Below are 22,902 nucleotides of genomic sequence, written 5' to 3'. Positions count from 1 at the left end.
ATTTCATACAGGGGGCTACACATGAAACTAACAATTTTAACCACTAGCGATACCCATGGTTATTTAGCTCCAACCAATTACGTGAAGCCCAATGCCAACATGCCGTTTGGACTTGAAAAAGCGGCCACCGTTATAAAAAAGGAACAGGAAAAAGCCGAAAACACTTTGATCCTAGATGATGGTGATTTTCTAGAAGGTTCTCCATTAGCATACTACCAAGCAGAAGTTGAAAATACCAAGTCTCCTACAGCTATTAATGACGCTTTCAGTACCATCGACTACGATTTTGGAACAGTTGGCAATCATGAGTTTAATTACGGACAAGACTACTTGAAACAGGCAATTAAGCAAAGCAAACGTCAATTTGTTTCTGCTAATATTTTAGACCAAGATGGTAATCCAGCCCTCGCAAAGCCATATGCGATTAAACAGTTTGGCGATTTAAAAGTTGGGGTTTTAGGATTAACCACCCAGTCAGTTGATGCCTGGGAAAATAAAGCCAGTGTTAAAAATCTTAACTTCATTTCAGCCCTAGAAGCCGCTAAAAGATACGTCCCCAAAATGTGCAAAGAAGCAGATATTGTAGTAATTTTATATCATGGCGGTTTTGAACGCGATCTAAAAACCGGTCATCCAAATGATAAAATCGATGGCGAAAACGAAGCATATGAAATTTTAAAGGAAGTTCCCGGCATTGATGTGATGGCAACTGGCCATCAACATCGGATGCTGGCAGGAAAACTCTTTGGCGTTCCTTACGTTCAACCCGGTCATCGTGGAAACTACGTCGGTCGAATTCAATTAAACATTGAAAAAGAAAACGGAAAATATAAAGTTGTCAAGAGCAATCAAAAAATTATTAAAACTGGGGACGAAAGACCTAACCCAGAAACGAAGAAAATAATTGCTCCAACTGAGAAAAAAGTGGAAAAATGGTTATCAGAACCACTCGCACATATTGATGGCTCAATGCACTATGATGATCCTTTCCAAGTTCGGACGCATGGTAATGCCTTTGTAAACTTTATTCAAAAAGTCCAAATGGAAACAATGGGCTGTGATCTTTCTACAACCGCTCTCTTTTCTAATGAATCTCGCGGTTTTGAAAATCCAATCACCATGCGCAATATTATTACCAATTATGTTTATCCAAACACCCTGGCATTACTCGAAATAACTGGTGCCGATTTAAAAGCAGCATTAGAAAAAACTGCAGAATATTTTACCATTAAGAATAATAAAATAATTGTAGATCCTAAATATCATCATCCTAAAATTCGGGATTACAACTACGATATGTATGCCGGAGTTGATTATACAATCAAAGTCTCCAATCCAGTCGGTAAACGCATTATTAATCCTACCTATCATGGCAAACCAGTTACCAATAAAATGAAACTAAAAATTGTTTTGAATGCTTACCGTGCCGTAGGTGGTGGTCATTATCCAATGTATAATGAAGACAAAGTAATTAAGTACAATACAATTACAATGAGTAATTTAATTGCTGCGTATTTAAAACATCATCCTGAAATCAAGGCTGATCAAACTCATAATTTTAAAGTTATTAAATAAATTTATAAAAACACTCCGTCTAGCTAAACTAGCTAGACGGAGTGTTTTTTATTTTAAATCCCGTTTTACTTGTCGATAAATAACTAATTTTTGTTTAGCACTAACATGATTGCGTTCGGTTAAAAAGGAATAATGATGCTGCCGAACAGCAGTCAAAATAGCTTGATAGTAATACAAAGCTGCTAATAATGCTGCTTGTGAATCCGGGTCAATCTCTTTTACTAATTGCAATCCCTCTTGATACCAGTTATCAGCTAGCTGAGCTTCATATTCCCATAATTTAATCAGTGCTGCAGTAGGCTTTGCAGCTTGAAAATCAGCATCCGTAATTCCATATTGTTTTAATAACATTTGTGGTAAGTAGACACGATGATGATTTTGGTAATCTTCTCCGATATCCCGCAGAATATTAGTTAACTGCATTGCCTTACCCAAATCAATCGCAATTTGTTGGTTAACGGGATGATTATCAGATAAAATCGGTAACAACATCAAACCCACGGTACTAGCTACATAATAAGCATAGTTTTCTAACTCGTCCTGCGTTTGAATTGCCATAAAATCAACATCTGATTGTTGACCTTCAATCATTTCATAAAAATATTTAAGATTAATCTGATAATGATTCATCACAACTCGTAATGCCTTCCACATTGGATCATCAAGTGTTTGACCAGCTTGAAATTCATCCAATTCGTGTCTTAATTGTAATAACCCCTGCTCATCATGATGCTCATCAACTAAGTCATCTGCTCGCCGACAAAAAGCATAAATTGCATAAATGCTATTAGCTTTTTGCAGTGGAAGCTTAGAAAAAGCCGCATAAAAACTTTGCGAATTGGCTTTAATTACTGCTTCACATTGTTGAAAATCTTTACGGTGAACTTGATAATCAGCGGGTAACTGTTTCATTGGGTTGGTCATCACGTAATAACTCCTTTACCGCCAAGTTTGCACTTTGCATAACAATTGGCACTCCTGCCCCAGGATGGGTACTACTTCCACAGAAATATAAACGTTCCGCATATTTAAATTTATTGTGAGGACGATAATAGTTACTTTGCATTAAAGTTGGCTTTAATCCAAAAGTTGCACCGCGATAGGCATTATACTTAGTTTCAAAATCACGCGGTGTATTTTCTCTTTCAAAAACAATATGATCTTCGATATCTTTAAAATCAGTTTTAGTTTTAATTTTATCTAAAATCATCGCTTTATATTTAGCAATATCTTCTGCATCCCATTGATTAAAATTCTCAGTATCAGGAACCGGGACTAAGATATACATCCCTTCATGACCTTCTGGAGCTAAGCTTTGATCCATCACAGTAGGAAGATAAATATAAAAGGATGGGTCAGCAGGGAAAATATGATTTTCAAAAATATCAGCAATATTCTTTTTAAAATCATCAGCAAAATAAATCGAATGCACTGCACTATCAGGATATTTTTTATCTAAACCCAAATACATAACAAAACAAGAACATGAATATTCCATTTTATCAATTTTTTTATCTGTATACTTACCTCGGTCTTTTTCATTTGGAATCAGATTTTTCATTGCATATGGAAAATCGGCATTACAAATCACATAATCAGCAGTTTCTTGTTTACCATCAACTTTAATACCAGTCGCTTGCTGATCTGCAAAAGTGATTTCTGAAACTTCACTGCCATAATGAGTTGTTCCGCCTAGTTCTTTAAACAAACGATCCATTCCATTTACCAAAGTATACATTCCACCTTTAATAAATTGAACACCATAAAATAACTCAATCATCGGAATAATATTATAAAGCGAAGGTCCCTGATAAGGAGATATCCCAATGTATAAAGTCTGAAATGCTAATGACTTTCGGAGACGTTCATCTTTGACATATTTAGAAATAGACGCATATGCATTGCTAAAAGTTTTTAACCGTAACCCCTGCATCAATGATTTCGGATTATAAAAATCCCATGGCTTGCGATAAGAACGTGACAAAAAGTTATCTTTAGCAATTAAATAACGCTGATAAATGTCGGCCAGAAATTTATAATATCCCTGAGCATCAGCTTCCGAAATGCCCTCTAATGTCTTAGTTAACTTTGTTAAATCAGATGAAAACTGTAATGGTTCTTCTTTAGCAAAATACAAATTAAGCATTGGTTCAATTGGTGTCATCGGAATGTAATCATCCGAATTACGACCAGCCTGTCGGAAAACATCTTGATAAACTTCTGGCATCATCACAATTGTGGGGCCAATGTCAAACGTGTAACCGTCTTCTTTAATTTGATTCATTTTCCCACCAGGCTTTTTGTTTTTGTCATACAAATCAACCTGATATCCTTGCTGCTGCAGTTGAATAGCAGCCGTCATACCACCAACACCAGCTCCAACAACAATAACTTTTTTCTTCATAATTTTTATCCTTATTATCCTTCTAGTTTTATATTTATTAATTGTACAAAATAAATTTCCAATATAAAAGACTAACCATCGTTAATAAGTATTTTCCTTAAGTCGAGGTTAGCCTTTACATATTTATCATCTTAATTAACTTGCATGTTTTTTTCGTGGCACCGGTTTGCCACCTACATACTGAACTGCAGCTAGTTTCCGAATCGTAGTAACTTTAATTTTACCTGGATAAGTTAATTCGTCTTCGATTTGTTCACATACTTGTTCCGTTAACTCATCGCTTTGTTGATCATTCATCTGCTTAGGATCAACAATAATTCGAATCTCGCGCCCAGCTTGAATGGCATAACTATCACGTACGCCTGCATGCGCATTTGCAATTCTTTCCAGTCCTTTAAGTCGATTAATATATTCTTCAACCGACTCGCTTCGGGCACCGGGGCGTGCTCCAGACATTGAATCAGCAATTCTGACTAAAGTTGAAACCGGATTATCAGAATCAACGTCGCCATGAGATGCAGCAATGGAGTTAATCACTACTGGATTTTCGCCATATGTTTCAGCAATTTTAACTCCTAGTTCAACGTGAGTTCCATTTACTTCTCGGTCAACTGCTTTTCCAATATCATGAAATAAACCAGCTCGTTTTGCGATTTGAACATCCATACCTAATTCGGCAGCCATCACTCCACAAAGTTGTGCAACTTCAACTGAATGTTGTAACACATTTTGTCCGTAACTCGTACGATATTGTAAACGTCCAAATAACTTCATCATATCAGGATCTACCCAACCAATATGCAAATTACTGCAAGTCGTTTCTCCAAAAATACGAAGATTATCCATCACATGCTGTTGAGCATTAGATACAATATTTTCAATCAAACCAGTATTAATTTGACGTGCTGCAATAATTTCATTAATGGCATTACGTGCAATTTCTCTTCGAATCGGATCACTGGTACTAATAATTAAAGTTTCTTCAGCTTCAGGATTAAAAATCAAATCAACCCCCGTTAAAGTTTCGATTAATCGGAGTCTTTGTTCATTTTTCCCTGTTACCTTATTCCGAATCTTTTCATCTGGAATTGTAATGTTACGTTCAATATGATCGCGCGGCACATCAACAGGACCATCCTGCAATGCTTCTACCATGATGTTACGTGCATCTTTAGCCGCATTTAAGACCATAAAGTCATGATTCTCACGGGTCGTAATTTCATAGTCGCGATTTAAGGAAGTTTTAGTATTTTGTATCACTAACTGTTCAGCCTGTTCTTTACTTAAACCACTCTTAGCATAAACAATTTCATGTCGTTTACGTTGCAATTCTTTACTTTCGTTTTTAGTGCGATCAATCTGAGATTGTAATTCCTGTAAATCATTTTGTCTTGCTTGAAGCGACTCCTGAATTTTATCTAACCGATCTGAAAAACTATTTAAGCTTTTCTCACGCACATCTAAATGTTCGTTTCGCGTTTGATTTTCTGTTTGTTGCTCCAATAAATCCTGTTCTTCTTCAGTTTTAAAATCCTGAACTTCTTCTTCAATATCCTGGTTAATTTTTGCAACTGCATCTTTTATTTTAGCTTGATTTTTAATCTCTAAATCTTCCGCAGTTCTTTGTGCTACAGAAAGACGCTTATTCAAATTTTTATTTTCAATTTGATAGCCACCAACGACCCCAATTACTAGAGCTGCAACGCCTGCTACTAAAATCAACATTTGGCAACCCCCTTTCCTGATAAATAGTCGAATTAATCAAAGTTAGTTTAATAATACCATTTAACGTCGATTTTTTAAACGAACCTCCCCTGTCTTTTAAAGAGGTATGAAGTATAATATTAATAAGGAGGTTTTCTCATGTTCCCTGAAAGATTAAAAGCATTACGAACCGGAAGACATATTACATTAGCAGAATTAGCTGATGAACTAAATAAAATGTTTCTGACCGAAAAAAACCACGAAAATACAGCTTCACAAATTGGAAATTGGGAACGCGGAATTCGCAATCCTTCCTTTATTGAAGTACGTAAACTAGCGACTTATTTTAGTGTTTCAATGGATTATTTAAGTGGCCGAATTGATAGTGAAAACACCGATCTTTCCAAGCTATTCATTGGCGGCACTGAATTATACTTCAATGAACAACCATTATCTAGCAACGATCGTTATGAGATTTATCAATTAATTGACGGTTACGTCCATGGTAAAAAAGAACGCAAAGACGATGGTTACGATCATCAAGAAGAATTAGACCTTAACTACTAGGAATGAAAATCATGAATCGTAAAAAATTAATCAAAAAACTCAAAAAGAATAATCAAATAAAAAAACAAACTCCTACTTATATTGAACAATTAAATCAGTATCGAACCGATTTCAATGATTATCCTGAAATTAAATTTTTATTGAATAATGCTTTAATGGCTGATCACTTATTGTCATTAGGAAAACTGCCTCAAGAAATTCCTAACCTTGAATTACCAGACGATATTCAAGATAAAATATATCAACAAATTAATGCTAAATATCCGCTTGGTGACCCACGCGGTGATCAAGAATGGGATAAAATTTCTGCAAAATTACCCAAGGTTGACCAACAACTCCGATCATTTCGGGATTATCTCGAAGATCAATACGGAATGTGGGCATATATTTCATCTTCATTTACTAACCAACTAGCCAAATATCTCGACGGAAAACCAACATTAGAAGTTATGGCGGGTAATGGATATATTTCCAAGGGCTTGCGGGATAATCAGGCAAATGTCATTGCAACAGGATAGTATGGCATGGCAATCTGAAAATGAAACTGGCAAGCACCAAGTAACAGAGGTTGAAAAATTATCAGCTTTAGATGCTTATCATAAATACAAGGATCAGGTTGATTACATTATTATGAGCTGGTCTCCCGATGGAGTTCCAGTCGACAATGAACTTCTAAAAGAAATTCGAAAAGATGGAAACCAAGTTAAACTGCTTGTAATTGGTGAAAAAGATGGTGCTACTGGATCTAAAGAATTTTGGCATAATGCTGAATTTAGCAAAGATGCTAAAATTGATAAGTTAAATCAATATTATCCTCAATTTGATTTAATTAAAGATCAAGTCTACTTAGTTAAATAGGAGTTTTTATGAGTCAAAATAAAATCAGTCTACAACCGCTTACTAAAGATCTCAAAGACGTGGAGTTAGTCCAAAATCTTTTTGTTCAACCATCAACTTTACGTTATTGGTTTATGCCACCTTTTAGTAACCAAGCACAATTAGATCAATTTATTGATAAACACATCAAAAATAACGACATTATTAGTGCCACAATCAATGTTTTAGAGTCCGGATTGGCAGAAAGAAAGCTAAAAGTTGGTTTAATTGAAGTAATTGATATTGACCAAATTGCTCGAACTGGCGAAATTGAGATTGCGTTATTAGATAAGTTTAACGGATATGGTTATGCCCAAAAAGCTATGCAGCAAATGATTTTACAGATGTTTAAAAACTACAACATGCACAAGTTATTTTTATATGTCGATGTCGAAAATGCTGCTGCTGTTCATATCTATCAAAAACTCGGGTTTAAAACTGAAGGCACGATTAAAGATCAATTTTACTCAGGTGGTTCATATCATGACGCTTATTATATGGGCTTAACGCGTGAAAATATTAAATAGCAAAAAAATTTCTTAGCTATTAATAGTTAAGAAATTTTTTTGCTTTATTTAAAATCAGCCATCATTTCATCGACAACTTCCCAAACACTTTTAATCTCATGAATATTATCAATTCCGACATCAAATGAAATAACTCCATCATTAATTTTTCCATCTAACATTGCCGGACGAACTCCACCAGCTTTCCGAGTAGCTGCAAAGGTCTCATGATCTCCGTCATCAAACTCGGCAGCCCATTTGTCTGCGGCTGCATTTTTAATGGATCGCTGATTAGGAGCTACCAATAATATGTCATTTACTCCTGAATCAACAATTTTTTCTTTGGTGATTTGTGCAGTTCGATTTTCATTAGTAACAATCAATCGAGTTCCCACATAAACACCTTGAGCGCCCAACGCAAAAGCAGCACGCACTCCGCGAACATCGGTTACTCCACCAGCGGCAATTACTGGAATCGAGACTGCATCCACAATCCGTGGAACAGTTGTAAAAGTTCCAAAACCAGTCGTTGGAATCACGCCGCCTTCATCATATCCAGTAGCCACAATCACATCTGCACCTAATTTTTCTGCTTCTTTAGCCCCTGAAACTGTAGAGTTCATTTCACGAACAATTAATTTACTGCCAGATTTTTTAACCTTTTTTATCAGCTCAGTATTAAGAAATCCTGACAAAACAAAGGTTCTAACTCCGGCTGCCAAAGCTGTTTCAAAAACTTGGTTTGGGTAAATAAAATCATCTGAACTACTAACCATTAAGTTCACCGCAAATGGTTTATCAGTTAATTGTTGAGCTCGCTTAATTTCTTCAGTTAAAGTTTTCATAGAATCTTGTTCTGGACTAGTTTTACCAGCATTTGGACCAAAAGTACCTAACCCGCCAGCATTAGAAACAGCTGCTACAAATTTAGCATCCGTCAGCCAATTTAGTGGTGCTTGAATCAATGGATATTTAATCCCTAAAATCTTTGTAATTGGATTTTTGCTCATTTTATTTGCCTCCACGTACTTATAATTAGTAAGTACAATTTTAGTCTAACGTTTAAAAAAGCGCAAATAAAAACTCGAATTTCAATTTTTTAATGCCAAAATGACTGGGTATCTTTTTTTCTTTTAATTTAAACTCAATTATTACTTTAAAAGTTCACTCTAAAATCTTACGCATCCGTTCCCGATAAGTAAGATTACTAATCTCTGCTAAATAATCACTAAAAGCATTCATAACTTTTCCTCAATTCATTTCTTAAGCTGATAATTAAAAACTATTGTACTGCATTTACGTCTTTTAAAGTATAATAAGTTAAACCAAAAATTAGGAGTGATTTTTACGTATAACGTTAAATATTCAAAACCAAATATGGAAACCTCTTTTAAAGATTTCTATACTAATCTATTTCATATCTCTGGACGGATGAGTCGAGCTGCTTTCTGGTGGGCATATTTAGACGTTTTCATTATTGTCTTTATCATTGATTTCTTTATCAATCTGACTGATTTGAAAAATGTTACTTCTGGAATGGCATATTTTGTAGAACTGTTTTTATCACTGATTGTTTTTATATTAGGAATCGGTGTCATCACGGCAACTTGTCGTCGATTACACGATACTAACAAATCAGCCTGGTGGTTTTGGCTGCACTTAATTCCTTTTGCTGGATCAATCGCCCTCTTGGTTTTATGTGCAATGCCAACAATAAATACTGATAATCGTTTTGGACAACCAGATGTGGCTTTCTTAAATAAATTAGAATAATAAGTTTATAATTATCAATAAAAAGGACTGGATTCCAGATTAATTTCTGTAATTCAGTCTTTTTTTAGAAAAATTTAACATTATCTATTTACATAAACCATTACCATGTTATACGATATATAATATAGTAACATAAAAATAGTTAATGAAATGGAGCAGTTCAATATGAAAATATCAGAATTAAAGCAACAAACACTCAACGAATTTTCTGGAAAATGGTTACAAGCCATTTTAATTGCAGTACCTTATTTTATTGTAGCAGTTATAGGATCATTACCATTTTTACCTTATGAAATTCTTTCAATTTTTGCGGTCATTGGAATGTCATATTCTTATTTGGAATGGTTTCGTTTCAAAGATATTCCTAAAAAACCACTTTTTAAATCTTTAAATGAAATTCTCAACACCCCAAATCAATTTGGACCCTTTTTAGTTGGAATCTTAGTTGAAATTTACACAATATTATGGTCACTTTTATTTTTAATTCCTGGAATCATCAAAGCCTTAGCCTATTCCCAGGCTCTTTTAATTTATAAAGATAAAACTTTAAATGGGACTGAAAGACCAGGATTCAATGACTGTATCACTAAAAGTCGCGAAATGATGAATGGTCACAAATGGGAATTGTTTGTATTAAACTTATCCTTTTTAGGCTGGTTCTTCCTTTCAATTCTAACTGTCGGAATTGGATTCATTTGGTTAATTCCATATTATTATGGAACACTAGTTAATTATTACGATTACTTAAAAAATAATAATAAATAAAAAAGAGTCTCTGACAATTAAGTCAGGGACTCTTTTTTGACAGGCACTTGATAAATCAAGTGGATTAGTTGAGGTGTCACATCACCTGCTAATCAAACCATCTGCAATACGGCAGAGAAAACTGGTTCCTAAATATAAGTTGTTACTTATACGGCTTGTCGCATGCATTTATTATATCACAAACTAATTAAAAACACCAGTTAAGCTTTCTTAGCTTCATCTTTAGAAGCTGATGTTTCAGTTTCCGCTTTTTTATTTCCGGAAATAATTTCAAGTTGATCTTTGGTCCATGCCACAAAGCGCTCCAAATCTTCGCCAGTTGCTTTTTCCAAAAAACTAACCGAATCATCTAATTCATCAATCCGTAATTTAGATTTATTGATGTTTGGTGATGTAATAATCATATAAACATTAACATCCACATCTCCATCGCCAACCATAATTTTGTTGATATTTTTCGAATAATTTAATGGTAGATTAATAATAGATGTTTGTAATTTGATACAAACTTCCGCATCTTTCACTGTTAAATCAGCACTAGCAATTTTATCAGAATTAATTGCTGCTTCAATAAACTCGCATAGTGGTTTTAAAACTTTAGTAGGATCAGTTTTTAACTTTGCTAAAGTAGATTCGAACTGCTTTGACGCAAATTCTTCTGCCTCAGCTTCTTCAACAAATTTAGCTTCATCAATTTTCATTTTTGCACCCGTCTATTTTCTATATTTCATGTAACGTTTGACCCGTTCCTGCGTCGTTGCTTTTCTAAACTTCCAAGCCAAAACAAACCAGTAAATGTTTACTGCCAATCCAATTACAATAATAAGAATAACAAAACTCTTGCTGATAATGCTAGGATTGCTTGCCGTAATCACTTTGTAAATTGCATTTAAATAACCAACTGAATACAAAATTTGCACTAATGCCAATAAATAAAAACCAATACGTAACCGACAAATCATTAGTAGCAGCGGCACACCGAACAACGCACCGGCCATTAAATTAGTCCGCAATAAATCATGCGAACCCATTCCAATTGCTGGCAGTTGCATCAAATAATTTAACACTAAAAAAATCATTAACGATACTAGCGACCAGACAATAATTTTAATTGTTTGTTTCATAATTAATCCCGCCTTTGCTTTCAGTATAGCGAAATTACAACTATGATACCAATCAATTTTTATATTCAAGAAATGGCATCTTTCATTTCTTGAATATATGTCATTAATCTTTGCGGACTATCTTCATGGGCAATTCGCACGATTTCGCTCCCTACAATTATCCCATCAGCTAAATGACTCATTTCAACAGCTTGAATTGGCGTATGAATGCCAAAACCAATTGCAATTGGAACAGTCGTATATTTTTTAATTTCATTCGTTAATTGACTTATATCCTCTTTAAATTCATTTCGAGTTCCCGTAATCCCCATTGATGAAACAACATAAATAAAACCACGAGCTCTTTTAGCCAATTTAGGAATTCGCTCTTTAGAAGTTGGCGTAATCAGCTGAATCAAGTCTAAATCATTTTGCTCCATTACTACTAACAAATCATCCTGCTCTTCATATGGAAGGTCGGGAATAATCATCCCACTTACTTCCAGGTCCACACATTTTTTACAAAAAGTTTCATAACCCGATTTGAACACCAAATTGGCATACGTTAAAAATACTAGTGGAATATCTGACTGCTCGCGAATCAAACGGACTAGTTCAAATACATCTTCGGTATTAACATTCTGATTCAAGGCCCGCTGATCAGCATCCTGAATAACGGGACCGTCTGCTACCGGATCAGAAAAAGGAATCCCAATTTCAACTAAGTCAGCACCCCCGTCTTCCAATGCTAAAACATTTTCAACGGTCACTTTTAAATCAGGATCACCAGCTACAACAAATCCAATAAATGCTTTTTCCTTTTTAAAGGCATTACTAATTCTACTCATCAACATCAACTCCTCGATATTTTGCAATTGAAGCTACATCTTTATCGCCACGTCCAGAAATAGTACAAATAATCACTTGGTCTTTCCGCATTGTTGGGGCCAGTTTTTTTACATAAGCAATCGCATGAGAACTCTCAATCGCAGCCACAATTCCTTCTGTTTTAGCGATGTATTCAAATGCATCAACTGCTTCATCATCAGTAATTCCAACATATTGAGCACGGTGCATATCTGCTAAGGCAGAGTGTTCTGGACCCACTCCCGGATAATCTAACCCGGCTGAAATAGAATATACTTCATCAATTTGTCCATCCTCATTCTGCATAAATTTAGATTTCATCCCATGAAAAATACCGGTACTACCTCTTTCAATTGTTGCAGCGGTTTGCTTCGTATCAACTCCCTTGCCGGCTGCTTCACAACCAATCAAAGCTACCTCGGAGTCATCAATAAAAGCAGCAAAACTCCCAATCGCATTACTACCGCCACCAACACAAGCTACTACTGCATCCGGTAACTTTCCGGTTTCAGCTAAAATCTGTTGCTTAGCCTCTTTACTAATCACACTTTGAAAGTCATGGACCATTTCTGGAAATGGATGGGGACCAACTGCAGAACCTAAAACGTAAAAAGTATCATCAACTCGCTGAGTCCATGCTTGCATGGCAGCATTCACCGCATCTTTTAAAACCATTGATCCTGTAGTTACGGGATGAACCTTAGCACCTAATAACTCAATTCGATACACATTTAGTTTTTGACGTTCGGTATCTTCTTTTCCCATGTAGATTTCACATTCCATCCCCAGCAAAGCAGCAATCGTGGCCGTTGCAACTCCATGCTGTCCAGCACCAGTTTCAGCGATCAATCGAGTTTTCCCCATTCGTTTCGCTAATAATGCTTGTCCGATTACATTGTTAATTTTGTGCGCTCCAGTATGATTTAAATCTTCACGTTTAAAATAAATTTGCGCACCGCCTAAGTCATCACTCATTCGTTTAGCATATGATAGTAATGATGGTCGGTTAGCATAATTATTCAATAAATCGTGTACTTCCTGTTGAAATTCAGGATCGTTTTTTGCTTCTTGATAACTAGTTTCAATCTTAGTTAATTCGTTCATTAATGTTTCTGGTACAAATTGACCACCATACTCACCATAATGTCCGTGTTTAGTACTCATTATTTTTCTCCTTAAATTTATGAACTAAATTAGTTAGTCGCTGCATTTTGGTAAAATCTTTTTCTCCATTAGTTTCGCTACCGCTAGAAACATCTACTACATCAGGATGTGTTTCCTGTATTGCCTTAACTACATTTTTGGTTGTAATCCCGCCCGATAAATAAGTTGACTTAGTAGTTTGAGGAACATTAAAATGATCAGGAATTAACCCACGTCCGCGACTTTTATCAAACATAACGGCATCAGCTGCCTGCTTAATCTCGCTTTCATTACTTACTACCTGAATTACCCGAGCATCGAATTGATGTAAATCGTTAATTTTTTCATTGGTTAGCTTTCCATAGTACTGCACCTGACTGATGATATCCGCCTGAACCAACGATTGTATTTTTCCTATCGGAGTATTAACAAAAACACCAACACTAATAATTTCAGATTTTAACTGGTTTCGCAGTGCTTGTGCCATCCGGAAATTAAGCTGACGCGGACTTTTAGCAAATACAAATCCAACCAAGTCTGGTTCAATAGCATTGCATTTTTTAACATCAGCTAGTGTTTGCAGACCGCAAATTTTAATCTTAGTCATCAGCCGCCCCATTTTTCAAATCAGCTAGCTGTCGTTGTTTATCGTTAGCCAACATCATCGTTTCCCCAACTAGCACTCCGTTCACACCAATTCGTTCTAATTTAGCGACATCAGAGTGGTTTTTAATCCCGCTCTCAGAAATAAATAACACGCCATCGGGTACTAAACTGCGTAAATTTCTACTAGTATCCATAGCTACCGTGAAATTTTTTAAATTACGATTGTTAACCCCAATAATCCGAGCATTAACCTTTAGTGCTCGTTTGATTTCATCAGCATTATGAACTTCAATGATCGCTGATAATCCCAATTGGTTTGCTAAATCAAAGTAAGTTTGCAACTGTTCATCAGTTAGCGTTGCCACTATCAGTAAAATTACAATAGCACCAGTCAATTTAGCCTGATAAATCATATAAGGATCAATAGTAAAATCTTTCCGTAAAACTGGCAGATCAACTTGATTAACTGTAGTTTTCAAATCAGCTAGCGTTCCTTTAAAATATTCGGGTTCAGTTAACACTGAGATAGCATCCGCCCCCGCTTGTTCATAATCATTAGCTAAGGTAGCAACATTAATCTTAGTTTTAATGTCGCCTTTGGAGGGTGAAGCACGTTTGATTTCACAAATAAAATGAATTCCTGGCTCCCGCAGCATTTTTTCAAAAGGAAAATCACGCTTAATCGGTAATTTAGCTACTCGTTCCTGTAAATCAAATATCGAGTATTGTTCTTTTTCTTTTGCTACTCGTTTACGTGTAGCTGCGGTTAAATCGTCTAAAATCATACTGCTCCTCCTTCAACATTTGTTGCAGTTATAAAATCAGTTAATTTTTGAACAGCTTTACCACTATCAATCGCTGTTGCAGCCCGCTTAACAGCTGCTTGCAAAGTTAAATTTTGTTGTGTGATTTGTAAAGCACAGGCTGCGTTTAGTAAAACAACATCTCGCTGTGGTCCTTGTTTACCAGCTAACACCGCTTTCGTAATTTCAGCATTTTCAACTGGAGTTCCACCTGCTAAATCTTCAATTTGACAAGTTGTTAATCCTGCATCTGCTGGATTAATTACATAATTCAAAATTTTCCCATTTAGCAAACGTGCAACTTTCGTTGGTCCAGTTAGCGTAACTTCATCCAAGCCATCTGTCCCATGAACAACCATCCCGCTTTGGACACCTAATTGTAATAACACGTGTGCCAGTGGTTCGACTAATGTTTCATCATTTACGCCGAGCAACTGCATATTGGCTCCTGCTGGATTAGCTAAAGGACCAAGATAATTAAACAATGTGGGAATTTGCAACTCTTTACGTATCCCAGCGACATATTTCATTGCTTGATGATATTTTTGAGCAAACATAAAACAAATCCCGTTTTGTTGTAAAGATTGTTCTGAAACTGCTGGGCTGGCTTGTAAATTAACTCCCAAAACTTCTAATACATCGGCTGATCCACTTTGACTAGATGCTGCCCGATTACCATGTTTTGCAACTGGAATCCCACAAGCTGCTACTACTAAAGCTGTGGTAGTAGAAATATTAAAAGTATTAAACTGATCTCCACCAGTTCCAACAATTTCTAAAACTGAATGCTGGGGTTGTAATTGTAAAGCGTGACTACGCAAAGAAGCGGCTGCTCCAGAAATTTCGGCAATAGTTGCACCTTTACTAGCTAAACCCATTAAAAAGGCTGCTTTTTGGACATCAGTTGCTTTTCCCAACATAATTTCGTCAATCACATTACCTGCCATCTTTTCACTTAAATCCTGTTGTTGCTGTAATTGTTTAATTGCTTCGCTAATCATCATCTTTTTTACTCCTCATTAATAAGCTAGTGTTGTTTTAGGTCATTAATGAGTTTTGCCATCGTTTTCGTTCCATTTTTATTTTCTCCTTAAATACAAAAAAACCGTCCTTAACAAATACTGTTAAGGACGGTTTCCCGCGGTGCCACCTTGAATTTGAGATAATCAGGGTATACAAAAACAACTCGATTATCCCACGCTTAGCAGAGGACCAACATCCTCCCGACAACTGACGTATGTCTGAACGTCAGACCATACTCGAAGTTTCCTTCTTTCAGATCTGCCCTCGATGGTCCATTTAACTACCTGCGTTCGGCTGCCATTCTCAGCACCGGCAACTCTCTGGGCGTGCACAATAGTTTTAATCTCCATCTCATTGGTTTGCAATGGGTCGTTTAATTAATTTACATTACTATAAATGCTTTTATTATGCCTGTCAATCTTTTTTTATAATTTTTTTAATTGACAAACTGAATTTAATCAATTATTCTAATTTTCAATCATATAAAAATAAACATCAAAGTAACTTTTACACCAGTTACTAAAACCGTTGAAGTGGAGATCAAGATTATCAGGACCTTTCAGAGAGTTGACGCTAGTGCGATGTCAGCAGGAAACCAATAATTAAATGGACCATTGAGGGCGCTATGAAAGATTTTAATCGAGTACTTAGCGACGTGTTGGGATACGTCAGTTTCCGTGGGAATGTTAGTTCCTAGCTGAGTTGGGGTGGAGCTTTTTTGCTACCATCCAATTAAGGTGGCACCGCGGATACTGGAAAAAGGTCCGTCCTTAGCATAATTTGTTGAGGACGGACCTTTTTGCTTTTCTGGAGGCACACGATGAAGAAATATAAAGTACAAGTTTTGAAATATCACGATCAAAATTTCAATCCAACTGCGATTGTGGCTGCGTTACAATCAAAAACCGAAAATGTTTTCCTGTTAGATTTACAAAAACAAAACAAGAATGAAAATTTTATTTATCTTGGACTTAATCCAACGGCTAAGATCACTTATCAAGATGGTTTTGTTATCACTAAAAAATCAGATTTAACCATTACTAAAACCAAAACTGATTTAAAAACTTATTTAGAACAACTTTTACATCAATATGGTGTTACAATTCCAGACGATGTTCCGCCATTTTTTGGTGGGCTAGCAGGTTATTTTTCCTATGACTATGCTCGTTATCAAATTCCGAATTTTCCTAAGGTCATTAATCCTTTAAATCTAGCTGACGCTTCCCTTTTGCTTCTTAACGAAGTTGTTGCTTATGACAAAAATGCCCGGGATGTTTATTTAATAAAAACAGTATCAGTTGCAAAAGATGCCCATAATGATTTAGAAAAACTCAAGCTACAATTAAATAACTTACAAAATAAACAGGTCAATCCCGAGCCACTTGTCATCGAAGAAAAATTGCACCCAAAATTTACCAGAACTGAATATTACAACAAAATAAAAGAAATCACTAATCACATTTATCAAGGTGATCTGTTTCAGATGATTTTATCTAACCCGCTTCGTGGTAAAGCAACTGGAAGTTTATTAACAACTTACCAACAGCTGATTGGGACATATCATTTTTATTTTAAGGATGCTGATTTTGAAGTTACTTCTGCATCACCTGAAACTTTATTACGAAAGCAAGGACAACATTTAGCAACTTTCCCTCTTGCAGGAACAAGACGTCGTGGAAAAGATCAACGGGAAGATCAATTTTTAGAAAAAGAATTAGCGCACGATTCCAAAGAAATTGCTGAACACAATATGTTAGTTGATTTAGGTCGTAATGATTTGGGAGCAGTTAGTCAGTTTGGCAGTGTCAAAGTAACTGAGCATATGAAATTGAAACATTTTAACAAGGTAATGCATTTATCATCAACTGTCGAAAGCAAAATTGCTCCTGACAAAACTGCCTTAGATGCTTTAAACGCTGTTTTTCCGGCCGGGACACTTGCTGGAGCGCCTAAAGTTTCAGCCATGAAAATTATTGCTGATTTAGAACAAGAAAAACGCGGAATTTATGGTGGTATGTTTGGTTATTTAAACTTCAATCAAGATTCCGACTTTGCAATTGGAATTCGTTTAGCACATAAAAAGCGCGATGTACTCACAGTCCATTCAGGCGCTGGAATTGTTGCGGATAGTACAGCCAAAAACGAATATCAAGAATGTTTTAATAAATCCCGTGTTATTATCCAAGCATTGAAAACCGCAACTAACCAGGAGGTTTTAAATAATGATTCTATTAATTGATAATTATGACAGTTTTACTTATAACCTCTACCAACTATTGGGCGAATTCACAACTAATATCAAAGTCATTAAAAATGATAAATTAACTTGTCATGAAATTACAGAATTGCATCCACAAGCAATCATTTTATCTCCAGGACCTGGCAATCCAAATGATGCTGGGGTTAGTTTAGAAGTGGTTGAAAATTTACAAGGAAAAATACCTATTTTGGGTGTTTGCATGGGACTTCAAGTTATTGTTCAAGCTTTAGGTGGAGAGATTATCCCAGCACAAACTTTAATGCATGGAAAAACATCTAATTTATCATTTACACAAACTAGTACGTTATTTCAGGGACTCCCGAAAAATGTTACAGTTGCTCGTTATCATTCACTAGTAGGAAACCGACAAAATTTGCCAACCGAACTAACTGTAACTGCTTATGATTCACAAAATGAAATCATGGCAGTGGAAAGTAAAGCCAATCAGCTCTACGGCGTTCAATTCCATCCTGAATCAATTTTAACTGACCCAAAGATTGGTCGCGGAATTGTGAGAAACTTTTTGAATGAGATATAAAAGAAAAACTTATTATCATAATCTTATTGACCATTTACGCTGTAATGCTATGATTAATAGGGAAACTAATTAATCTTTAAATTACATTGGAGAAAATAAATCATGAAAAAATTATTCTTATTATCAACAACTGCTTTAACCTTATTTAGTTTGACAGCTTGTTCATCTAACAATAAATCTGAACCAGATAAAAAGTCAGATCACACTACTAAAACAACTAAGAAAACACATAAAAAAGCTAAAAAGACTGATAAGAAGAAAGATTCAAACAACAAAACATCAGATAATAATACAACAGATACATCATCTGACAACTCTAACAGTAGTCAAAGCAACAACAATCAGGCAGCAACTAGTGCAAACAATTCAAAATCAAATAACTCAACAAATTCTAGTTCAAACAAGAAAGCTACTGATTCAAACAATAAAAATACCAGTCAAAATAAAAATAACGCAACTGCTTCAAAACCTGCTACACAAACTCCAGCTGCTACCTCCAACAAAAACACTAGTTCAAAATCAACTACTACTCCAGCTGCAACTAGCTCTCAAACAAATAGTAATAACAACCAACCAGCTGCTCAAACACAAACTAGTTCCAACTCAAATAGTAATAACAGTACCAGTAATGACGGTACTGACTATAATGTTTACACTAATCCATCAGAATATGCCAATCGTTGGAACTAATTTTTAACAAACTCGTTTTTAATTAAAATATCCCCTAAAAGTTGTTTTATCCAACTTTTAGGGGATATTCTTTTATGTTATTAATAATAAACTGGAGTTTCCGCTACCAATTGTTGTAACACTTCTCTCATCATCTTATCATTGCGAGAAAAAACATGACGATTTTTGGCAATCCGATAATCTTGTCGTAACTTTTTATAGTCGTACTTATTTAATACCTGCTGTTTAGCATGCTTATCAAAATTATGCATATTTTTATATTTTTTTAACTGTGCAATTTCTTTCTCATTTGGGAAAAAGATCTTTTCAGTCTCAGCTACTTGTCGTTTCTGAGACTGGTGTAAAAACTTGCTAGCATACTTATACTCTTTCAAATATTCAAAAAGTGTTTTCCCAAAAGTTCCATTGCCAAGATAATGCTTGCTAGGACGTAATTTACGAATGTTTTTTCGCATCATCCACAAACATGATTTAATAAACAATCCGTTACTTAGATATGGTAAAAGATTGCGATTTTGATAAAAAACTTCTGCCAAATTAGCTAACTGATTATCAATTTTATGGCCGTCTATATGTTGGCTTTGTAGTAATGGTGCTTGAAAAAATGTTTCAATCACGTTTGGATCTCCTTGTTCCACTAAATGAAACATTTCTGGAATCGCCACTAGCTTAACTTCACAATTATCCAATTGTACGAACTGTTCTCGCGACATGGATTGAGTCAATATTTCTAATTTTGTTGGCACATAAAAAACATAAAAATCGACATCACTATGTTCATTGGCAAGCCCAACTAATTGTGATCCAGTTTCATATGCTAAAAAGTATTGACATTTACTTGCACTCAAATAATCTTTTAATTCTTCTACTGCTCTTTTTTCTTGCTGATTTAATTTTTTCATTTTCATTTATTCCTTAATTTAAATAACTAAAAAGAATCCATTAGAAACATTTCTAGTGGATTCTTTTCTGTAAAAATATCTGTTTGTTTCTAACTATTTCTAGTCTACACTACTTAGCAGCAAAGGTCAATATTGGTCAAATAATGTTGATGAATAAAAAGAACTTACTTCGACTAAAAATCGAAATAAATCCTTAAAATCATTTAATTATCAACTACTTCAGCAATCGCCTTACCCATCCGTTTAATTCCTTCTTTAATTTGTTCATCATTCATATTAGAGAAGTTCAAACGGAAAGTTCCCGGCTTAATGTCACCCGCAAAGAAAGCTGATCCCGGCACAAAAGCAACGTTGTTTTTAATACAAGTTTTAAATAACTCGTCAGTATCAACTCCACCTGGAATTTCAACCCAGATAAACATTCCGCCTTCTGGATTACTGTGATGAACATTTTTAGGAAAATACTTGTCAATTAGTTCCAGCATCAAATTAGCTCGATGTTCATACGCATCCGTAATCTTTTTAACGTGTTTTTTTAAATCAACGTCTAACAAGAACTGAGATACAATATACTGGGTTAAATTATCAGTATGTAAATCAGCATTTTGCTTCATCAAACTGAAATGATCCATAAAACTTTTATCCGCTACTAACCAGCCGAGTCGCATTCCGGGTGCTAAAATCTTAGAAAACGAACTTAGATAAATGACACCACCATCTTTATCAAAATGTTTTAATGGTGGCAATTTTTTCCCAGCGTAACGAATTGCTCCATAAGGATCATCCTCCACGATTGGAATTCCAGCTTCTTTGGCAACTCGTACCAATTCTTTACGTCGCTCTTCTGTCATTGTTCTTCCAGTTGGATTTTGAAAGTTAGGGATGGTATAAATAAATTTAGCCTTGGTATATTTTTTCACTGTTTCAGCTAAAGCATCTGTTTTCATCCCATCTTCATCCATGGGAACACCAACTAATTTTGCTCCATAAGAATTAAAGACGTCAATGGCTGCCAAATAACTTGGGTCTTCAACAATAACTACATCGCCTGGATTAATCATCATTCGAGCCACTAAGTCGATAGCTTGTTGCGATCCGGTTACTACCCCAATATTCTCAACTTCAGCATCAACATGACGATCTTTCATTAAGTCTGTAATTTGTTCTCTTAATTTTGGATATCCCAAAGTTTGAGCATACTGTAAAACTAAGCGTCCGTATTTATCAAAAACTTTGTCAGTAGCTGCTTTCATTTCAGCAACCGGAAACAACTCGGGAGCTGGCAATCCACCACCAAATGAAATTACATTTGGATCAGCAGCTGCTTTTAAAATATTAGCTGTAGCGTTTTCAGTACTGGTTGGAACACCATTTGCATATCTAAATTTCATTTTTTAACCCCGCTTATTTTTGATGGTATTGACGCATTTGTTCTGCTAAATGGACTTCTTGCGTTACAAATTCATGAGTGCGACAAACATAATCGTTATCACGGCCGACTTTGGCAATGTAACCATTGATATAATCAACTTCAGTTGGACGACCTTTCGAGAAATCTTGATACATTGATGGATAGTGATATTTAAGTTTTACACATGAATCAAGCACACTTTGAACTTGTTGCTGACGATCTTCAATCATCTTAATTCCAGCTCGTTCACAAGCATCATGGGCTTCATTGAATAATTGTTTTGCCATGTCTTTGGCACCTGAATATTCACCAAACTGACCCATGTTAATTTCAAACATAGTACAAAGCGTGTTACAAACAGCATTAAACGAAACCTTTGTCATACACATGCCCAGCCAGTTATTAGTCATTTCTGGTCCAAGTGTTGCAGCCTTTAAATCATCATAGAACTGATTCATTACCTGATCTGGCTTTTTATCATTGTAAGGTGCCATGTGCATTGCTTCACCGTTTTTAGGTCCCATGAAATCAACATCTCCGGGTCCGTTCAAAACCGTAGCAATCATAGCTGTTCCGGCAATCATCTTATCTTCATCAAAATACTTTTCAATTTTTTCAAAATGACCTAATCCGTTCATAGCAGAAAAAGCGTATTGATCAGGATGAAACAAACCAGCTTTAGCATCACGTTCTAATTCTTTTTCCAATTGCATTTGCTTTTTGAAAATAATCCAAACATCTGGATGACCTTTGTATTCCTCTGGATAATAAATGTTAATTGGAACCAACTGCTTATCCTGATGGTCTCTTGAAACTTCCACGCCGCCTTGTTTACGAACTTGTTCTACATTTGGTTCCTAAGTATCAATAAAATCAACATCTACACCGGCATTTTCCTGCAACAAAACACCATAGCGATATCCCATTGCTCCTGCACCAATAACTCCGTATTTCATCATCTTTTCCCCCTTATGAATCTAACAAAAAAGCTCGCTCAGCAATCAATACTGTTCAGCGAGCTTTTTTAAAATTCGTTAAAAGGATTTTAAAATGAATTCGGTTAGGCTAATAACCCTGCTCGGTAAACTAACATTGATTGCCAATGTATCTAGTCGAGCACTAATAAATCTTCTCTGCGTAGATACGGATAACCCATCCGCATCTACACACGATGCGAATGGCTACATTAACACAAAGAAAATAATAATTTTATTATTTTGAAAAGTAGTTTTATTAGTCATTGTTAAAATTCCTTTCTTTTAAGTTGTTATAATTTAACCATTAGTCTAAAAACATGTCAATATCTTTTCTTAAATTATTTTAAAAAAATCTAAAATGGCCTGCTTTTTAAAACAATATTACTACTTAAACCACCCTCAAAATGAT

The 22,902-nt window shown here is 35.3% G+C and carries 21 protein-coding genes and 2 pseudogenes; 9 read left to right on the top strand and 14 right to left on the bottom strand.

Annotated features, from left to right (window positions below; translation table 11 throughout):
• Positions 1–21 precede the first annotated feature (21 nt).
• The gene (locus BHU33_RS06280) at positions 22–1,575 is read left to right on the top strand and encodes a bifunctional metallophosphatase/5'-nucleotidase (RefSeq protein ID WP_056997546.1); all 1,554 of its coding nucleotides are present in this window, start codon (positions 22–24) and stop codon (positions 1,573–1,575) included.
• A gap of 48 nt (positions 1,576–1,623) precedes the next feature.
• Here the strand turns inward: BHU33_RS06280 and BHU33_RS06275 are convergent, their stop codons facing one another.
• The 3 genes from BHU33_RS06275 to rny all read right to left on the bottom strand — a co-directional run bounded on the left by BHU33_RS06275 (position 1,624) and on the right by rny (position 5,704).
• A complete protein-coding gene (locus BHU33_RS06275) occupies positions 1,624–2,499 on the bottom strand; it encodes a phytoene/squalene synthase family protein (RefSeq protein ID WP_054646608.1) in 876 nt (291 codons plus the stop codon).
• A complete protein-coding gene (locus BHU33_RS06270; RefSeq protein ID WP_054646607.1) occupies positions 2,468–3,979 on the bottom strand; it encodes a phytoene desaturase family protein in 1,512 nt (503 codons plus the stop codon). Before BHU33_RS06270 ends, BHU33_RS06275 begins: the two co-directional genes overlap by 32 nt.
• 135 nt (positions 3,980–4,114) lie before the next feature.
• Positions 4,115–5,704, bottom strand: a complete 1,590-nt coding sequence (rny, locus tag BHU33_RS06265; protein WP_054646606.1) for a ribonuclease Y — start codon at positions 5,702–5,704, stop codon at positions 4,115–4,117.
• A gap of 138 nt (positions 5,705–5,842) precedes the next feature.
• On the opposite strand from rny, the gene BHU33_RS06260 reads away from it, so the two are divergent.
• From BHU33_RS06260 to BHU33_RS06250, 3 genes and pseudogenes are all read left to right on the top strand, one after another.
• The gene (locus BHU33_RS06260; protein ID WP_054646605.1) at positions 5,843–6,250 is read left to right on the top strand and encodes a helix-turn-helix domain-containing protein; all 408 of its coding nucleotides are present in this window, start codon (positions 5,843–5,845) and stop codon (positions 6,248–6,250) included.
• 11 nt (positions 6,251–6,261) lie between these two features.
• Positions 6,262–7,108 (top strand): annotated as a pseudogene (locus tag BHU33_RS06255) (SAM-dependent methyltransferase).
• A gap of 8 nt (positions 7,109–7,116) precedes the next feature.
• A complete protein-coding gene (locus BHU33_RS06250) occupies positions 7,117–7,653 on the top strand; it encodes a GNAT family N-acetyltransferase (RefSeq protein ID WP_056997547.1) in 537 nt (178 codons plus the stop codon).
• Between the two features lie 44 nt (positions 7,654–7,697).
• Here BHU33_RS06250 and BHU33_RS06245 read toward each other — a convergent pair whose 3' ends face one another.
• Positions 7,698–8,642, bottom strand: coding sequence for an NAD(P)H-dependent flavin oxidoreductase (locus BHU33_RS06245; protein ID WP_054646603.1), 945 nt, complete (start codon positions 8,640–8,642; stop codon positions 7,698–7,700).
• A 367-nt stretch (positions 8,643–9,009) separates the two neighbouring features.
• Here BHU33_RS06245 and BHU33_RS06240 point away from each other — a divergent pair, with 367 nt between their 5' ends.
• The gene (locus tag BHU33_RS06240) at positions 9,010–9,405 is read left to right on the top strand and encodes a DUF805 domain-containing protein (RefSeq protein ID WP_078775203.1); all 396 of its coding nucleotides are present in this window, start codon (positions 9,010–9,012) and stop codon (positions 9,403–9,405) included.
• Positions 9,406–9,537: 132 nt separating this feature from the next.
• Positions 9,538–10,170: a DUF975 family protein gene (locus BHU33_RS06235; protein WP_225360879.1), complete on the top strand. Its 633-nt coding sequence runs from the start codon at positions 9,538–9,540 to the stop codon at positions 10,168–10,170.
• Positions 10,171–10,370: 200 nt separating this feature from the next.
• Here BHU33_RS06235 and BHU33_RS06230 read toward each other — a convergent pair whose 3' ends face one another.
• From BHU33_RS06230 to trpD, 7 genes are all read right to left on the bottom strand, one after another.
• Positions 10,371–10,871, bottom strand: coding sequence for a hypothetical protein (locus tag BHU33_RS06230; RefSeq protein ID WP_054646600.1), 501 nt, complete (start codon positions 10,869–10,871; stop codon positions 10,371–10,373).
• 12 nt (positions 10,872–10,883) lie between these two features.
• Entirely contained in the window at positions 10,884–11,294 is a 411-nt protein-coding gene (locus BHU33_RS06225) for a hypothetical protein (RefSeq protein ID WP_054646599.1), read from the bottom strand.
• Positions 11,295–11,359: 65 nt separating this feature from the next.
• Positions 11,360–12,121, bottom strand: a complete 762-nt coding sequence (trpA, locus tag BHU33_RS06220; protein WP_056997548.1) for a tryptophan synthase subunit alpha — start codon at positions 12,119–12,121, stop codon at positions 11,360–11,362.
• Positions 12,114–13,304 carry a tryptophan synthase subunit beta gene (gene trpB, locus BHU33_RS06215; RefSeq protein WP_056997549.1) on the bottom strand — a complete coding sequence of 397 codons (1,191 nt, stop codon included), beginning with the start codon at positions 13,302–13,304 and terminating at the stop codon, positions 12,114–12,116. The genes trpA and trpB overlap by 8 nt, the downstream gene beginning before the upstream one ends.
• Entirely contained in the window at positions 13,294–13,890 is a 597-nt protein-coding gene (locus BHU33_RS06210; protein ID WP_054646598.1) for a phosphoribosylanthranilate isomerase, read from the bottom strand. The genes trpB and BHU33_RS06210 overlap by 11 nt, the downstream gene beginning before the upstream one ends.
• The gene (gene trpC, locus BHU33_RS06205; protein ID WP_054646597.1) at positions 13,883–14,674 is read right to left on the bottom strand and encodes an indole-3-glycerol phosphate synthase TrpC; all 792 of its coding nucleotides are present in this window, start codon (positions 14,672–14,674) and stop codon (positions 13,883–13,885) included. The genes BHU33_RS06210 and trpC overlap by 8 nt, the downstream gene beginning before the upstream one ends.
• Positions 14,671–15,693 (bottom strand): anthranilate phosphoribosyltransferase, encoded by a 1,023-nt coding sequence (trpD, locus tag BHU33_RS06200; protein ID WP_054646617.1) that lies wholly within the window; start codon positions 15,691–15,693, stop codon positions 14,671–14,673. The genes trpC and trpD overlap by 4 nt, the downstream gene beginning before the upstream one ends.
• Before the next feature lie 842 nt (positions 15,694–16,535).
• Here trpD and BHU33_RS06195 point away from each other — a divergent pair.
• The 3 genes from BHU33_RS06195 (at position 16,536) to BHU33_RS06185 (ending at position 19,203) form a co-directional block, all read left to right on the top strand.
• On the top strand, positions 16,536–17,954 hold the full coding sequence (locus BHU33_RS06195) for an anthranilate synthase component I family protein (RefSeq protein ID WP_054646596.1): 1,419 nt from the start codon (positions 16,536–16,538) through the stop codon (positions 17,952–17,954).
• Positions 17,938–18,513, top strand: coding sequence for an anthranilate synthase component II (locus BHU33_RS06190; RefSeq protein WP_054646595.1), 576 nt, complete (start codon positions 17,938–17,940; stop codon positions 18,511–18,513). Before BHU33_RS06195 ends, BHU33_RS06190 begins: the two co-directional genes overlap by 17 nt.
• Before the next feature lie 102 nt (positions 18,514–18,615).
• A complete protein-coding gene (locus tag BHU33_RS06185) occupies positions 18,616–19,203 on the top strand; it encodes a hypothetical protein (RefSeq protein ID WP_054646594.1) in 588 nt (195 codons plus the stop codon).
• 80 nt (positions 19,204–19,283) lie between these two features.
• Here BHU33_RS06185 and BHU33_RS06180 read toward each other — a convergent pair whose 3' ends face one another.
• The 3 genes and pseudogenes from BHU33_RS06180 to BHU33_RS06170 all read right to left on the bottom strand — a co-directional run bounded on the left by BHU33_RS06180 (position 19,284) and on the right by BHU33_RS06170 (position 22,472).
• On the bottom strand, positions 19,284–20,105 hold the full coding sequence (locus BHU33_RS06180; RefSeq protein WP_054646593.1) for a DNA polymerase beta superfamily protein: 822 nt from the start codon (positions 20,103–20,105) through the stop codon (positions 19,284–19,286).
• Positions 20,106–20,308: 203 nt separating this feature from the next.
• Positions 20,309–21,496: an aminotransferase-like domain-containing protein gene (locus BHU33_RS06175; RefSeq protein WP_054646592.1), complete on the bottom strand. Its 1,188-nt coding sequence runs from the start codon at positions 21,494–21,496 to the stop codon at positions 20,309–20,311.
• 13 nt (positions 21,497–21,509) lie between these two features.
• Positions 21,510–22,472, bottom strand: a pseudogene (locus BHU33_RS06170) (ketopantoate reductase family protein).
• Positions 22,473–22,902 lie beyond the last annotated feature (430 nt).

Source organism: Fructilactobacillus lindneri DSM 20690 = JCM 11027 (genome assembly GCF_002907375.1).
In the GTDB taxonomy this organism is placed as follows: Bacteria; Bacillota; Bacilli; order Lactobacillales; family Lactobacillaceae; genus Fructilactobacillus; species Fructilactobacillus lindneri.
This window is presented reverse-complemented; position numbering and strand designations above follow the sequence as displayed.